Raw genomic sequence first — 13739 nt, forward strand, 5'->3', positions numbered from 1 at the left:
TCCCGATCAGGCCGAGCGCTGGCGGGACACCTCGTAGAGCGTGATTCCCACCGCCATCGACGCGTTGAGCGACTCCATGGCGGAGTCGATGGGAATGGACACGATCTGATCGCAGTTCTCGCGGACCAGCCGTGAGAGCCCCTTGCCCTCGGAACCGACCACGATGCAGATGGGCTCACGCCCCAGTGAGAGCTCGGGCAGTGATACGTCGCCGTCACCATCCAGTCCGAGGACGAAGATGCCCTTGCTCTTGAAGGACTTCAGCGCCGAGTTGAGATTGCCGACGCGCGCCACCGGAACCCGCACGGCGGCTCCGGCACTGGTCTTCCAGGCCGACGCCGTCACGCCGACGGCGCGGCGTTCGGGCACGATGACGCCGTGGCTGCTGAAGGCCGACGCGGAGCGGATGATGGCGCCGAGATTCCGGGGGTCGGTGATACCGTCCAGTGCCACGAAGAGCGGGGCGTTGCCCACGTGGCCGCGCCGGTACCGCTCGATGGTCTCGTCGACGAGATCGAGGGCGTCGGCGTACTCGTAGGGTGGGATCTGCAGCATGAGCCCCTGGTGGACGGCGCCGTCGGTCATGCGGTCGAGCTCCGGCTTGCCGGTCTCCATCACGGGGATCCCGCGGTCGTTCGCGAGCTTGAGCGAGTCACGCACGCGGTCGTCCATCTCGATGCGGATGGCCACATGCAGAGCCTTCGCCGGGATGCCCGCGCGGAGCGCCTCGATGACGGAGTTACGGCCGGTCACGACCTCCTCCGCCGCCTTGCCCTTGGTGCGACCGGTACCCGCACTCCTGCCGCCGGCACGCTTGGCGGCCGAACGCTCCGCCAGCTCCTTGTTCTTGTAGGCCTTGTGGTACGGGCGGTCCTCCGCCTTGGGAGTGGGGCCCTTGCCCTCGAGGGACTTCCGGCCGTGCCCACCGGTGCCGACGACAGGACCCTTTTTCGTTTTGCGAACCGCGCCTGGACGCCCGTGACTGGCCATGGAAGAACACCTTTACCTGGAAGAAGAATCACCTCAGTTTACGCGGGCCCGGTGGGGTCCACGGATCCGGGCGGCTTCCTACCGGTCGGCCAGTGACCAATCGGCACCGTGCGAGGAATCCTCGATGGTGATCCCCGCTCTGGTCAGGGCATCGCGGATGGCGTCCGCCCGCGCCCAGTCGCGGGCCGCGCGGGCCTCGGCACGCTCCGCGATGCGCTCCGCGACGAGGGCATCGAGTGCGCGTTCCTCGGCTGCGTCCGCTGCCGCGACCGGCGCACCCGCGTCGTCGAGCCCGAGGACACCGGTCATCGCGACGACGGCGGCGAGAGCTGCGCTGACGACGTCGTCCTCCCCTGCGGCCAGGGCCGTGTTGGCACTCCGTACCGTCGTGTGGAGCACGGCGAGCGCCTGCGGAACGTTGAGGTCGTCGTCCATGGCCGCGACGAATGCCGCGGGCAGATCCCCCGCACGGACCTCGACGCGTGCCGGGGCGCCGACACGCGCGCTCGCCTTCGCGATGAAGCCGTCGATCCGCGATACCGCCGCGGCCGCTTCCTGCAGCGAGGTCTCGCGGTAGTCCAGAACCGAGCGGTAATGGGCCTGGCCGAGGTAGTAGCGGACCACCCGGGCCCCGGCGGCGTCGATCATCTCCTGCGGGCCGACGGTGTTGCCGATGGACTTCGACATCTTCTCGCCGCGATAGGTCACCATGCCGTTGTGCATCCAGAAGCGTGCGAAGGCGTGGCCTGCGGCCTGCGACTGGGCCATCTCGTTCTCGTGGTGGGGGAACCGCAGGTCCAGGCCCCCTCCGTGGATGTCGAACTGGGCGCCGAGGTACTTGGTGACCATGCTCGAGCATTCCAGGTGCCAGCCAGGACGCCCTGCACCCCAGGGACTCGCCCAGGACGCGGTTTCGGGGTCGGTGTCCTTGGAGCCCTTCCACAGCGCGAAGTCCCGCGGGTCGCGCTTCCCGCGGGGATCGGCGTCGGGAGCGGCCTGCATGTCGTCCAGCTCCTGGTGGGTGAGACTGCCGTAGGGCGGCCAGGAACGGACGTCGAAGTACACGTCACCCGAACCGTCCGGTGCAGGATAGGCGTGCCCGCGCCCGATGAGGCGCTCGATGAGCGCGTGCATCTCCGGGATGTGTCCGGTGGCACGCGGCTCGTAGGTGGGCGGCCGGACCCCGAGCGCGGAGTAGGCGCGGTCGAACTCCTGCTCGAAGCGATAGGCCAGCGCCCACCACGGCTCGTCGGCGACCACGGTGGGGTCGGTCGTGGCCGCCTCACCGAAGGATGCGCGGGACTTCTCGAGGATCTTGTCGTCGATGTCGGTCACGTTCCGTACCACGGTGACCCGCAGACCGTTCGCCTCCAGCCACCGGGTGAGCTGGTCGAAGACGATCGCGGAGCGCACGTGGCCCACGTGCGGCATGCCCTGTACCGTGGCGCCGCAGTAGTACAGGCTCACTCTGCCCGCTTCGAGCGGCTCGAAGGGTCGCACCTCGGCGCGGGCAGTGTCATAGAATCGCAGGCTCACCGGACCAGATTACCCGTGGGGTCCTCGGCCTGCGCGGTCGGAGCGCACGACGACGGCCGTCGCGATGGCGGCGACGCCCTCACCCCGACCGGTCAGCCCCAGGCCGTCGGTGGTGGTGGCCGAGACACTGACCGGAGCCTGCGCGGCGTCGGACAATGCGTCCTCGGCCTCTCTCCGGCGGGGGCCGAAGACGGGTCTGTTGCCGATCAGCTGGACGGCGACGCTGCCGATCTCGAATCCGGCGCCTCGCACGATGCCTGCAGCCGCGGCGAGCAGCCGCCGTCCTGACGCACCGGCGTACTCGGGGCGGTCCGTCCCGAAGTGCACTCCGAGATCGCCGATGCCCGCTGCGGAGAAGAGCGCATCACAGGCCGCGTGCGCCACGACGTCGCCGTCCGAGTGACCCGAGAGTCCGCGCTCGCCTCCCCAGAACAGGCCGGCGAGCCACAGTGGCGCCGGATCGTCGGGGGCGGCGTAGGCGTGGACATCGGTGCCGATCCCGGTGCGGGGAAGGCGTAGGTGCTCGCTGGCATACATCGGTGCTCCTGGTGCTCGGGGAACGGGCCTGGTTCTCAGTCGGTGGCCGGTGATCCGATCGGCGCCCCGGCCCGGGCCAGGACCGCCTCGGCGATCACAAGATCCAGGGGCGTGGTCACCTTGAACGCGAGGGGATCGCCGTCGACCACGTGCACGGGGATGCCGAGTGCCTCCATCAGCATGGCGTCGTCCGTGATCGCGGGACCACCCGCCGCCGTGCTCGCGTGCGCGTCGATCAGCGCCACGGCGTCGAATCCCTGCGGGGTCTGCACCGCCCTGAGTGCAGCCCGGTCGGGAGTGCGCGTGACGAGGTCCCCCTCGATCATCTTGATGGTGTCCGCCACGGGGAGCACCGGGATCACCGCCCCGGCGTCTGTACTGACCGCGGCCGCTACGCGTGCGAACACCCCGGGCGGAGTGAGTGCCCGCGCGGCGTCGTGCACCAGGACGGTGCCGATCGAGTCCGGGAGCGCCCGGAGGCCGGCGCTGACCGAGCTGGTGCGTGTCGCCCCGCCCGTGACGGTGAGGATCCGGGGTGTGCCCGGACCATCCGCGGCCACCCGCGCAACCACGTCCGGCAGGACGTCGTCGTGGGCGGGGAGGACGACGACGACGTGCTCCGCCACCTTCGAGGCGACGACCGCCCGCAGCGAGTGCTCGAGGAGCGTGAGCCCCCCGCACAGGACACGTGCTTTCGGGATACCGTGGCCCAGGCGCTGTCCTGATCCGGCGGCGACGACGATCACGGCCACGCCGGTGCGGCCGGGCTGCTGGGGCTTGTTCAGGGGCACTGAGCCACCCTATGACAGGGCACAGCGAACGAGGGACCCGAAGGCCCCTCGTTCGCCGGGTACTGCTGTGGTGCTACGGACCGTCTCCTAGGAGGCGAGGACCTCGTCGAGGACGGTCGCCGCCTTCTCCTCGTCCGTCTTCTCCGCCAACGCCAGTTCCGAGATGAGGATCTGGCGCGCCTTGGCGAGCATCCTCTTCTCACCGGCCGACAGACCACGATCATGGTCGCGGCGCCAGAGATCGCGGACCACCTCGGCGACCTTGATGACGTCACCGGATGCGAGCTTCTCGAGATTCGCCTTGTAACGGCGCGACCAGTTGGTGGGCTCCTCGGTGAATTCGGCGCGGAGGACATCGAACACGTGCTCGAGGCCTTCCTTGCCGACCACGTCGCGCACACCTACGAGATCGACGTTCTCTGCTGGTACTTCTATTGTCAGGTCTCCCTGCGCCACCTTGAGCTTGAGATACATTTTCTCTTCGCCCTTCACGACACGCATCTTGATCTCTTCGATCTTCGCCGCGCCGTGGTGAGGATAAACAACTGTTTCGCCGACCTCAAACACCATGTGGACATTCCCCTTTCCCGAAGGTGAGTTTATCACGGGCGCACCACGCGGCCCACGTGTCCGTGCAGGTCAGGCGGCTGAATCCGGGGTGCTCGATGACCGTTCGCCTCCTGACGGCGAGGGGATCCGGTGATTCCGCTCATTTCGCGGTCGAGGCGGACACCACGAAGCGCTGGAGTTGCCGATAGTGTGGTCGGAGGATCCGCTCCGGATCACGTCCTGTCCCCTGCTGAATCCCAGGAGTTCGTGCCGTGAATGTCGCACCGAAGAACCGAGCGCAGCCTCTCGTCGCTGCCGGCGCCGCACTGGCGATGCTGGCCGTCTCAGGCTGCAATTTCACCGCTCCGCAGTCGACCACCGCGGTGTACGCCCCGTCCGACGGCATCGTGGAGGACGTCGGCCCGGTCCTCCTGCGCAACATCCTCATCATCGGCACCGACGACGAGAGCGACGGGCGGCTCGTAGGGACGGCCTTCAACCCCAGCGACGACGACGTCGATCTGTCCATCCGCGCAGGCGGTGCCACCACCACGGTCACGATCGAGGGTGGCAGTGAACTCAGGTTCGAGGACGAGACGTTCGACGACGCGACCCTTGCCGGGGTCGAGGAGGTCCCCGGTTCCCTGGTGGACGTGGAATTCCAGGTGGACGGCGATCAGGCCACCTACGCGGTGCCGGTGCTCGACGGAGCGCTCGAGGAATACCGCGACTACGTTCCCGGAGGGTACACAGCACCTCCGAGCGAACCCGCCGCTCCTGAAGGAGGCGACGAAGAAGGCGAGTAGAGCTGCTCAGGGCTCGTACTTGTAACCGAGCCCCCGGATCGTGACGAGATGGCGGGGCTGCGACGGATCGGGTTCGATCTTCCCGCGGAGTCGGTTGACGTGGACGTCGAGAGTCTTCGTGTCCCCCGTGTAGTCGGAACCCCACACGCGCTCGATCAGCCGATCGCGGGTCAGGACGATCCCGGAGTTCCGCAGGAGCAGCTCGAGCAGCTCGAACTCCTTCAGCGGGAGGGAGATCTGCTCCCCGTCCACGCTCACCACGTGCCGCTCGACGTCCATGCGGATCCGGCCGGCCTGGACGGTATTGGGCACGAGCTCCTGGGAATCGCCCCGCCGCCGGAGGACTGCGCGGATACGGGCGATGAGTTCACGCGAGGAGTAGGGCTTGGTCACGTAGTCGTCCGCGCCCAGCTCCAACCCCAGTACCTTGTCGAGTTCGGTGTCCTTGGCGGTCAGCATGATCACCGGGACACGTGAGCGCTCACGCAGCTGTCTGCAGACCTCCGTGCCGGAGAGTCCCGGCAACTGCAGGTCGAGCAGGACCAGATCCGCGCCGGATCGATCGAACTCGGCGATCGCCTCGAGCCCGTCGCCCACGACGGAGACCTCGAACCCCTCCTTGCCGAGCAGATAGGCCAGCGGGTCGCTGAAGGACTCCTCGTCCTCGACGATCAGGATGCGGATCATGATGCCACTCCCCTTTCCTCGACCGCGGTGCTTCCTGTCCTGGTCGGCCTCGACCCGGCACCGCCGCCGGGCACCTCGGCGCCCGGCGTCCCGGCACCCAGCGCGGCATCGCCGTCGGGCCCCACCTCCATCTGCGGCAACCTGACGGTGAACGTGCTTCCCTGCCCCGCCTGGGACCAGACCGTGACCTCGCCGCCGTGGTTGGAGACGACATGCTTGACGATGCTGAGACCGAGACCCGTTCCGCCCGTCTGACGCGAGCGTGCGGCGTCGATACGGTAGAACCGCTCGAAGATGCGCTCCTGCTCCTCGACCGTGATGCCGGGCCCCTGATCCGTCACCGACACCTGCACGAGACCGTCCCTGGAGCGGAGTCCGACTCCCACCCGCGTGCCGTCCGGCGCATAGCGGATGGCATTGTCGATGAGGTTGCGGAACGCGGTCATCAGCAGGTCGCTGTCCCCGTACACCGGGGCGGGAGCGACGCCGCCCACCACGATCTCGATCTGCTTGCTCTCGGCGGGGAGCTTGTTGCGATCCACGGCCTCACTGATGACGGCGTTGAGGTCCACGGGCCTGCCACGCCGTACCACGTCGGTGCCCTGCAGCCGGGAGAGCTCGATGATGTCCTGCACGAGGGCCGACAGGCGTCCGGACTCCTTGTGCATGCGCTGGGCGAAACGGCGTACGGCAACCTCGTCCTCGGCGGCGTCGTCGATGGCTTCCGCGAGCAGGGAGATGGCACCCACGGGCGTTTTCAGCTCATGCGACACATTGGCGACGAAGTCGTTGCGGATCTCCTGGCTGCGGGTGATCTCCGTGCGGTCGTCGGCGAGGATCAGGATGTACTCGGAGCCGAGGGCCGCGACGCGCACCTGCACCACGATGGTGCTCTGACCGAGGGGCCCGCGCGGGAGCTCGAGCTGCTGCTGCTCGATCACGCCGTCGCGCCGGACCCGCGCCGTCAGCTCCAGCAGTTCCGCGTGGACCACGGTGTGCCCACGCACGAGGCCGAAGGCGTAGGCGGCAGGACTGGCGCGGACGACGCCGTCGATCGCATCCACGATGACGTATGCACGTCCGATGACCGACAGGACCTCCGCGGCACCGTCGGGCAGGGAGGGCTCGTCCTCGTAGAGTAGCCGGAGCCGCTGGGCCTCGCTCGCCCGGAACGCCACCATCCCGCCGACGCCCAGCGCGAGCCCCACCAGCCCGGCCACGAGCGTCAGGAGAAGGGGGTCCATCGATCCAGCTTATGCTCTGCCGTCGTGGGGTCCGCCTCTTCCGGTGGCAATCGCCAGGGGGTTCAACTAACGTTCACCCAGAGCGGAGTGGCAGTTCACCGCTGGCTGGAATGGTCGTCGGCGGAACTGTGGACACGGTCGCGGTCGAAACGTCCAGGGAAGGACTCCACGTGCGCAAGGTTTTCCAGGCCGAACTCCACCAGATCGGCGAGGGGCTCATCGAGATCTCGCAGCTGGTGTCCGCTGCGATCGTGAAGTCCAACACTGCTTTCAAGGGTGCCGACACCGAACTCGCGCAGGAGGTCATCGCCGCCGATGCGCGCATCGACTTCCTGCAGAACGATCTGGACGAACGGGCGATCGACATCCTGGCCCGTCAGGGTCCCGTGGCCTCGGATCTGCGCATGATCGTGGGGGCACTGCGGATGAGCGCCTCCCTCGAGCGGATGGGGGATCTCGCACGTCACATCGCGCAGCTCGCACGTCTGCGCTTTCCCGCCAACGTCATCCCGGAAGGCGTCCGCGGGACGTTCGACGAGCTCGCCGAACTGGACGAACAGATCGCCTCGAAGGTCACCGAACTCCTCGAGACCCGGAACCTGGAGCTCACCAACGAGATCAATGCGGCCAAGGCACGGGTGAGCGCCCTGCACGCCGGCGTGTTCAAGGCCGTCGCGGCACAGGACTGGGACGAGAGCGCGCCGACGACCGTCGATGTCACGCTGGCGAGCCGCTACTACGAGCGCTTCGCCGACCACGGGGTCTCGGTCGCCAGCAAGGTCACCTATCTCGTCACGGGCGAATGGCAGCCCACCGCGCCCCTGATGTAGGGCGACCGCTGATGTGGGTACGCCGTCCGACTAGTGCTTGCCCTGGTTCGCAACCGCCTTGATGGACGCGGCCGCCGCTTCAGGATCCAGGTAGGTGCCACCGGCCTTGACCGGTGCGAGGTCCTCGTCGAGCTCGTACACCAGCGGGATACCCGTGGGGATGTTCAGAGCCGCGATGTCCGTGTCGCTGATGCCGTCGAGGTGCTTGACGAGGGACCGTAGCGAGTTGCCGTGCGCCGCGAGGAGAACGGTCCTGCCGGCTCTGATATCGGCGGTGATGTCCGATTCCCAGTACGGCAGGAAACGTTCCAGGACGTCCCTGAGGCACTCGGTGCGCGGGAGGTCATCGCCGAGATCCGCGTAGCGCGGGTCGTTCGCCTGCGAGAACTCGCTGGAATCCTCGATGGGCGGCGGCGGGGTGTCGTAGGAGCGGCGCCACTCCATGAACTGCTCCTCACCGAATTCCGCGAGGGTCTGTGCCTTGTCCTTGCCCTGCAGCGCTCCGTAGTGGCGCTCGTTGAGGCGCCAGTTGCGCTTGACGTCGATCCAGCTGCGGTCGGCGGCCTCGAGCGCGAGTTCGGCCGTGATGATGGCGCGCTTCAGCCGGGAGGTGTAGACGATATCGGGAAGAATCCCGGCCTCGGCCAGAAGGTGTCCGCTTCGGACGGCTTCCTCACGGCCCCTGGGCGTCAGCGCGACGTCCACCCAGCCCGTGAAGAGGTTCTTCTCGTTCCATTCGCTCTGCCCGTGGCGCAGCAGGATCAGTGTGTAGGTCATGCTGCCAGTCTGCCGCATCACGCACGCAGAGGTCATGTCCACGACACCCCTGTTTCGTCGCCGCACCGCCGGTGACCTAGCCTTGTCCGGTGCCGCTGCGACAACGATCCCCACAGAGCGTGGGAAGCATCACCCGCGGCACCACGAACCCGAACCGCCTGCGCCGTGTCGATCGCTGGCTTACCGGACCGCAGCGGTATCGTCTGCGCCGGGCCGGCAAACCCCTCGTGGTGGATCTCGGGTACGGCGCGGCGCCGGTCACCGCCGTCGAGCTGTTCTCGCGTCTGCGGACGGTGCGCGACGACGTCGAGGTGGTCGGTATCGAGATCGATCCGGTACGGGTCGCCGCCGCGGAGCCGCTGGCGAGACCGGGTTTGTCCTTCCGGCAGGGCGGGTTCGAGTTGCCGCTCGAGGGCCGTCGGCCCGTCGTCGTGCGCGCCTTCAACGTGCTGCGACAGTACGGGGAGGACGAGTACGAGGCGCACTGGGAACAGGTTCGCGAACGGCTGGCGCCGGGCGGGCTGTTCGTGGACGGCACGTGTGACGAGATCGGGCGGCGCTCGGCCTGGGTGGCCCTGGAGACGACAGGCCCGCTGTCCCTCACCGTCTCCCTGCGCTTCGGTACCTTCACTCGTCCGTCCGACGTCGCCGAACGGCTCCCGAAGGCCCTGATCCACAGGAATGTGGCGGGCGAGCGGATCCACGCCTATCTCCAGGCGCTGGATCGGGCGTGGCTCGGTGCGGCGGCTCTGGCGTCCTTCGGCACTCAGCAGCGCTGGGTCGCGACGTGTGCCGCGCTCAGAGCTGATGGCTGGCCGCTGCTGGACGGTGCCGCCCGCTGGCGGCTGGGCGAGATCACCGTTGCCTGGGACGCCGTGCGCCCGCGCTGAGTCCCTTGCTGAAGTTTCCTACCAGGGACCGTAGGGACCGCTGTTCCCGCCCCGACCGGAGGTCTGACTGACGGCGGGCTTCACGTCGGCCAGATAGACGCACGCGGCGATGATCGCGATGAGCTGGAACAGATTGAAGCCGCCGCTACGACCGAGCACCGAGAGCAGACCGACCACGACGGCGCCGATGGTCAGGGCCAGCCAGAAACCCTTGGTCCGCTTGAATGCCGCCTCGAAGGCAGCCGAGGGACGCCGGAGGCAGTCGGCCAGAGCCCAGATCTCGATGCCCAGAGCCAGCAGGCCGAGCACGAGATACAGGGATTGCTGGATATCGAAGACGAGGGACACGCCTTCAGCTTAGCTGGCCTGTGCGCTGCGGAGCGCCCGGTCGAGGTCCGCCCAGAGATCCTCGACGTTCTCGATGCCCACGGACAGGCGCACCAGGTGCTCGGGCACCGTCGACGGTTCGGCCGGTTGACGCCGTCGTCGTTCGATCAGCGATTCGACACCGCCGAGCGATGTCGCGGGCAGCCACAGGCGCACGGCCGCCACGAGGGCGTCGGCGGTTGCGACGTCGTCGAGCTCGATGCTGATGATCCCGCCGAAGCCCTCGAACTGGGCAGCGGCGCGCTCGTGACCCGGATCCTGCGGCAGCCCCGGATAGCGGACGCGCCGGACCGCCGGATGCCCGGTCAGGCGACGAGCGAGGATCCCGGCGGTGGTCTGGCTCCGTTCTACGCGCAGGGCGAGCGTCCGCAGGCCGCGCAATGCGAGCCACACCTCGAAGGGCCCCGCGATGGCGCCGTGCAGGGTCCGGTGAGCGAGCAGCCGCGCGCGCGGTTCCGGATCCCTCGTGACCAGGGCGCCGAGGACGACGTCGGAGTGCCCGGCCAGCCACTTGGTCACCGAGTGGAGCACGACGTCGACACCGGATTCGAGGGGACGATGCACGAGAGGCGTGTTGAAGGTGTTGTCGGCGACGACGAGTGCACCGGTGGCATGGGCCGCCTCGGTCAGCACGGCGAGTTCGGCGACCTCGAGCATCGGATTCGTCGGACTCTCGAGCCACAGCATGAGGGCACCCCGGCTGAAGCGCGCTGCGAGCGCCTCCAGCCGTGCGAGCACCGACGGCGTATCGGCGATGTCGACGGTGTGCAGCTCGAAGCGGCCCTGGGCGGCAAGATCGGCGGCGAGCATGAGTGATCCGGCATAGGCGTGATTGGGCATGACCACCGCTCCGCCTGTGGGTACGAGGGACAGCGCCGCTGCTGCAGCACCGAGGCCGGAACCGAAGACCAGCGCCGGCAGATCGGAGCCTTCGAGGACGCCGAGTGCCTCCTCGAACGGGTCCCAGGTGGGATTGGACCCGCGGGCGTAGACGCGGTCGCCGGCTTCGGGCGTCCGGGTCTCATGGAACGTCGAGGAGAGCACGATGGGCGTGTTGACGGGGGAGTCGTGCTCCCGTGGGGGTCGTCCTGCCGCAACCGTGAGGGTGTCTGGTGCGAGGTCCCCGGTCGGCTCGTGCTGCTCGATCATGGACCTCACCCTAGTTGGGCCGGGCCACGTTCCCACGACTCCGGCTCGACGGGCCGGAGTCGCGGTACCCTCGGCGGATGAAGGGTCGTAATGCCGGGTTCGTCCTGGCTGCTCTCATCGCGTGCGGGGTCACTGCGTGCGGGTACGGGTCGCAGATGGCCTCGTGCCCCAGTTGGGCAGGGTATCCGACACTGCAGGACAAGTACGATGCCGCGGAGCTGGTGGTCGTGACGTCGTCGACGTCACGGGATGGAACAGCACCCATGTTCGGCGTCGACGCCCACGCGTACGAGGTGCGAGCGGACGAGGTCCTGAAGGGCGATCCGGATGGACACCTCCGAACCTCTCCTCGTCTTCGCCACGGTGCAGGACGGCGAATGGTTCACGCTGACCCCGACCGATGGGACTGCGCCCTTCTCCCAGGATGCGGTCGACGAGATCGAGCGGTGAGTGCGGAGTCGTCGTGCGGAGTCGTAGTGCGGAGTCGATGAGTGCAGTGTCGTAGTGCGGAGTCGATCCCTCCGCCGTTCGTGCAGTCGCTGCACAGCGTGCCGAGAGGAACCATGTGGGCTCCTCCTTTCGGCAACCCCTCCATTCAGCAGGGTGGCAGACAAGTTCCATCCTTTGGACCACACGCTGGGTTTTCACCTGCAGGACTTCGAACGCAGGACCGAGGAGTCCCTGCAGCTACGACGACGGCATCGCTGCACACCTCGCGTCGCCCCTGACGACGGCTGTCGCGCCGACGGTCACCTCGGCCGTGGCTCCGACGGATTCCTCGGCCGTCATTTCGGCGGTTGCCTCGGCTGTAGCGCCGACGGATTCCTCCGCCGTCGTGTCGACGGTCGCCTCGGCTGTAACGCCCCCAAATTCCTCGGCCATCGCGTTGCGGCCGATAGCTGTCGCGTGGACGGGCTCGTCGTGGCCGCCGGGCAGACCGTCGTCGAGATTCGGTACTCCTCGCTCCCTGCGCAGCCGCGTGTCAGGTTCGCTGCCGAGGCTCGGCGGCGCCGTGGAGGTGTAGATGTGGCCCGTCGGTGTACGGAGGTCGATGGTGTGGGTCGGACCGGCGCGGGTGCCGGCTCTCCAGCCCCTGATCTCCTTGGTGTGATTGCACGCCTCGCAGAGCCCTGCACCGTTCTGGAGGCTCGTGGGACCGGCGTCCTGCCAGGGAACTATGTGGTCGTAGTGCCGGATCGGTGCGTCGCAATAGGGAGTCCGGCAGGATCGGTCGCGGATCTGGATGAAGCGGCGTTGCCCGGCGGTGAAGAGCCGTGACCGCGATTCGACGGCCAGCAGTTCTCCGGTGCCGGGCGCCGTGTACAGTCTGCGCAGCCAGACCTTGAACTCCGGGCCGGAGGTGAAGGAATGATCGGGCTCGAGGTCCGGTCTGAAGAAGGACCGATCGGATTCGAGGTCCGGGCCGGAGGTGAGGGAATGATCGGGCTCGGTGGGATTGGCCTGGAGTGGTGCCTGACCAGAGCCGTGGTCTCGACCTGCGTCCTGGGCTCGTCCTGCATCCTGGTCCTGTCCTGAACCCACTACAGCGCGTGCCCACCCGGCGGGGACGATGCCGTACCCGGTGAGATGCGCTGGTTCGCTATCGCCCTGGAGGAGGGTGCGGTCCGTCATGACCAGTTGGAGGTCCACGCCGCAGAACCCTGCACGTGATCCAGTGGTCCGTTCGACCAGCTCATCGGCCATGATCTGACCGCGACTGCGCGTATCGCCCTTTGCTCGCAGGGAGTCCGCCTGCCTGGTCAGGGCGGCGTACACACCCACTCCCTGCGTGACGGGAAGGAGTGCCGTCAGATAGATCATGGTGTCCGGTGCCGGGCGCAGACTCACACACCGCTCGGAGGCGGCATGACGTGCACGGCGAGCCACGGATGCCGGATCCCTGCGGTACGCCGCAGCCCGAACCGCCGCGGTGATCGCCCGGTCACCAGCACCGGCGAACGTACCTGTGTCCGGAGCGAGCTCTTCGTCGACTCCGCATCTGTCCGCCGCGGTCAGGCAGGCGGTTTCACGCACCAGGACCGTCGCTCGCCACTCGTTGAGCTGCCCATTCTCCAAAGCGGCCAGGGTACGCGGCATCTCGGTGACCAGCGCTCTCGCCAGTCCGAGCAGGCGGTTACCCCTGGCCGGGGCTTCACCTCGAGCAAGAGCGATCTGCGCGGCGACTCCATATCCCTGCTCCGACCGAGGAGTCCCCGCTGCGGCCTGGGCACGACGCTCCGCGAGATCGAAGGCGACGGAGACCCTCGCCTGCGCGCCGGCAATCGCACACTTGAGATCCTCGAGCTGACGCAACTGATCGATCAACCCCGCCCTGTCGTTGCCGATGGCCAGCGAGGACACTTCTTGGGTCAGGGAGCCCACCATGGAATGCGATGCAGCGCCATCCGGATACGTGAAGGCGTGACCCCCACGAGCAGTGGAACGCTCAGGAGAAAGGCCGGAGACGATGCCCTCTGACGGGCTCGTAGCCGCGCACCTCGGCGCCACCGCCGTGCCCCCGCCCCTGAGTCCATGCCTGCTATCCATGTCTCAGTTTCTCAGTCCC

Annotated in this window: 14 protein-coding genes and 1 pseudogene; 4 read left to right on the forward strand and 11 right to left on the reverse strand. The window is 68.0% G+C overall.

What is annotated here, in order from left to right:
* Nucleotides 1–6: 6 nt before the first annotated feature.
* The 5 genes from rlmB to E8P82_RS12865 all read right to left on the reverse strand — a co-directional run bounded on the left by rlmB (nt 7) and on the right by E8P82_RS12865 (nt 4424).
* Entirely contained in the window at nt 7–990 is a 984-nt protein-coding gene (rlmB, locus tag E8P82_RS12845; protein WP_136455443.1) for a 23S rRNA (guanosine(2251)-2'-O)-methyltransferase RlmB, read from the reverse strand.
* Between the two features lie 78 nt (nt 991–1068).
* Nucleotides 1069–2526 (reverse strand): cysteine--tRNA ligase, encoded by a 1458-nt coding sequence (cysS, locus tag E8P82_RS12850; protein WP_136455444.1) that lies wholly within the window; start codon nt 2524–2526, stop codon nt 1069–1071.
* 9 nt (nt 2527–2535) lie between these two features.
* Nucleotides 2536–3063, reverse strand: a complete 528-nt coding sequence (gene ispF / locus E8P82_RS12855; protein WP_136455446.1) for a 2-C-methyl-D-erythritol 2,4-cyclodiphosphate synthase — start codon at nt 3061–3063, stop codon at nt 2536–2538.
* Between the two features lie 35 nt (nt 3064–3098).
* Complete coding sequence (ispD, locus tag E8P82_RS12860; protein ID WP_246021355.1) at nt 3099–3854, reverse strand: 2-C-methyl-D-erythritol 4-phosphate cytidylyltransferase; 756 nt, start codon at nt 3852–3854, stop codon at nt 3099–3101.
* An 87-nt stretch (nt 3855–3941) separates the two neighbouring features.
* Nucleotides 3942–4424 (reverse strand): CarD family transcriptional regulator, encoded by a 483-nt coding sequence (locus E8P82_RS12865; RefSeq protein ID WP_136455448.1) that lies wholly within the window; start codon nt 4422–4424, stop codon nt 3942–3944.
* A 251-nt stretch (nt 4425–4675) separates the two neighbouring features.
* Between E8P82_RS12865 and E8P82_RS12870 the strand changes: the two genes are divergently transcribed.
* Nucleotides 4676–5209: a hypothetical protein gene (locus E8P82_RS12870; protein ID WP_136455450.1), complete on the forward strand. Its 534-nt coding sequence runs from the start codon at nt 4676–4678 to the stop codon at nt 5207–5209.
* A 6-nt stretch (nt 5210–5215) separates the two neighbouring features.
* On the opposite strand, the gene E8P82_RS12875 is transcribed toward E8P82_RS12870, so the two are convergent.
* Together E8P82_RS12875 and E8P82_RS12880 are read right to left on the reverse strand one after the other, a co-directional pair.
* On the reverse strand, nt 5216–5896 hold the full coding sequence (locus E8P82_RS12875) for a response regulator transcription factor (RefSeq protein ID WP_136455452.1): 681 nt from the start codon (nt 5894–5896) through the stop codon (nt 5216–5218).
* Complete coding sequence (locus E8P82_RS12880; protein WP_136455454.1) at nt 5893–7140, reverse strand: sensor histidine kinase; 1248 nt, start codon at nt 7138–7140, stop codon at nt 5893–5895. The genes E8P82_RS12875 and E8P82_RS12880 overlap by 4 nt, the downstream gene beginning before the upstream one ends.
* Before the next feature lie 170 nt (nt 7141–7310).
* Between E8P82_RS12880 and phoU the strand changes: the two genes are divergently transcribed.
* Nucleotides 7311–7970, forward strand: a complete 660-nt coding sequence (gene phoU, locus E8P82_RS12885; protein ID WP_136455456.1) for a phosphate signaling complex protein PhoU — start codon at nt 7311–7313, stop codon at nt 7968–7970.
* Nucleotides 7971–8000: 30 nt separating this feature from the next.
* Here the strand turns inward: phoU and E8P82_RS12890 are convergent, their stop codons facing one another.
* Complete coding sequence (locus E8P82_RS12890; RefSeq protein ID WP_136455457.1) at nt 8001–8747, reverse strand: phosphoglyceromutase; 747 nt, start codon at nt 8745–8747, stop codon at nt 8001–8003.
* A gap of 119 nt (nt 8748–8866) precedes the next feature.
* Here E8P82_RS12890 and E8P82_RS12895 point away from each other — a divergent pair, with 119 nt between their 5' ends.
* The gene (locus tag E8P82_RS12895; RefSeq protein ID WP_211096879.1) at nt 8867–9637 is read left to right on the forward strand and encodes a class I SAM-dependent methyltransferase; all 771 of its coding nucleotides are present in this window, start codon (nt 8867–8869) and stop codon (nt 9635–9637) included.
* Between the two features lie 18 nt (nt 9638–9655).
* Here the strand turns inward: E8P82_RS12895 and E8P82_RS12900 are convergent, their stop codons facing one another.
* Nucleotides 9656–9985: a DUF2516 family protein gene (locus E8P82_RS12900; RefSeq protein ID WP_136455461.1), complete on the reverse strand. Its 330-nt coding sequence runs from the start codon at nt 9983–9985 to the stop codon at nt 9656–9658.
* 9 nt (nt 9986–9994) lie between these two features.
* Entirely contained in the window at nt 9995–11173 is a 1179-nt protein-coding gene (locus E8P82_RS12905; protein WP_136455463.1) for a trans-sulfuration enzyme family protein, read from the reverse strand.
* Nucleotides 11174–11500: 327 nt separating this feature from the next.
* On the opposite strand from E8P82_RS12905, the gene E8P82_RS15425 reads away from it, so the two are divergent.
* On the forward strand, nt 11501–11623 hold the full coding sequence (locus E8P82_RS15425) for a hypothetical protein (RefSeq protein ID WP_281275806.1): 123 nt from the start codon (nt 11501–11503) through the stop codon (nt 11621–11623).
* A gap of 630 nt (nt 11624–12253) precedes the next feature.
* Here the strand turns inward: E8P82_RS15425 and E8P82_RS12910 are convergent.
* A pseudogene (locus tag E8P82_RS12910) lies at nt 12254–13558 on the reverse strand (HNH endonuclease); the annotation flags it as partial.
* Nucleotides 13559–13739 lie beyond the last annotated feature (181 nt).

The organism is Arthrobacter echini (assembly GCF_004803505.1).
GTDB lineage: Bacteria > Actinomycetota > Actinomycetes > Actinomycetales > Micrococcaceae > Arthrobacter_D > Arthrobacter_D echini.

What these genes read in the sequence shown, in the direction of transcription:
- E8P82_RS15425 (WP_281275806.1), top strand. Translation starts at nt 11,501, where the DNA reads ATGGACACCTCCGAACCTCTCCTCGTCTTCGCCACGGTGCAGGACGGC.
- E8P82_RS12865 (WP_136455448.1), bottom strand. Translation starts at nt 4,424, where the DNA reads ATGGTGTTTGAGGTCGGCGAAACAGTTGTTTATCCTCACCACGGCGCG.
- E8P82_RS12880 (WP_136455454.1), bottom strand. Translation starts at nt 7,140, where the DNA reads ATGGACCCCCTTCTCCTGACGCTCGTGGCCGGGCTGGTGGGGCTCGCG.
- E8P82_RS12905 (WP_136455463.1), bottom strand. Translation starts at nt 11,173, where the DNA reads ATGATCGAGCAGCACGAGCCGACCGGGGACCTCGCACCAGACACCCTC.
- E8P82_RS12890 (WP_136455457.1), bottom strand. Translation starts at nt 8,747, where the DNA reads ATGACCTACACACTGATCCTGCTGCGCCACGGGCAGAGCGAATGGAAC.
- ispF (WP_136455446.1), bottom strand. Translation starts at nt 3,063, where the DNA reads ATGTATGCCAGCGAGCACCTACGCCTTCCCCGCACCGGGATCGGCACC.
- rlmB (WP_136455443.1), bottom strand. Translation starts at nt 990, where the DNA reads ATGGCCAGTCACGGGCGTCCAGGCGCGGTTCGCAAAACGAAAAAGGGT.
- E8P82_RS12875 (WP_136455452.1), bottom strand. Translation starts at nt 5,896, where the DNA reads ATGATCCGCATCCTGATCGTCGAGGACGAGGAGTCCTTCAGCGACCCG.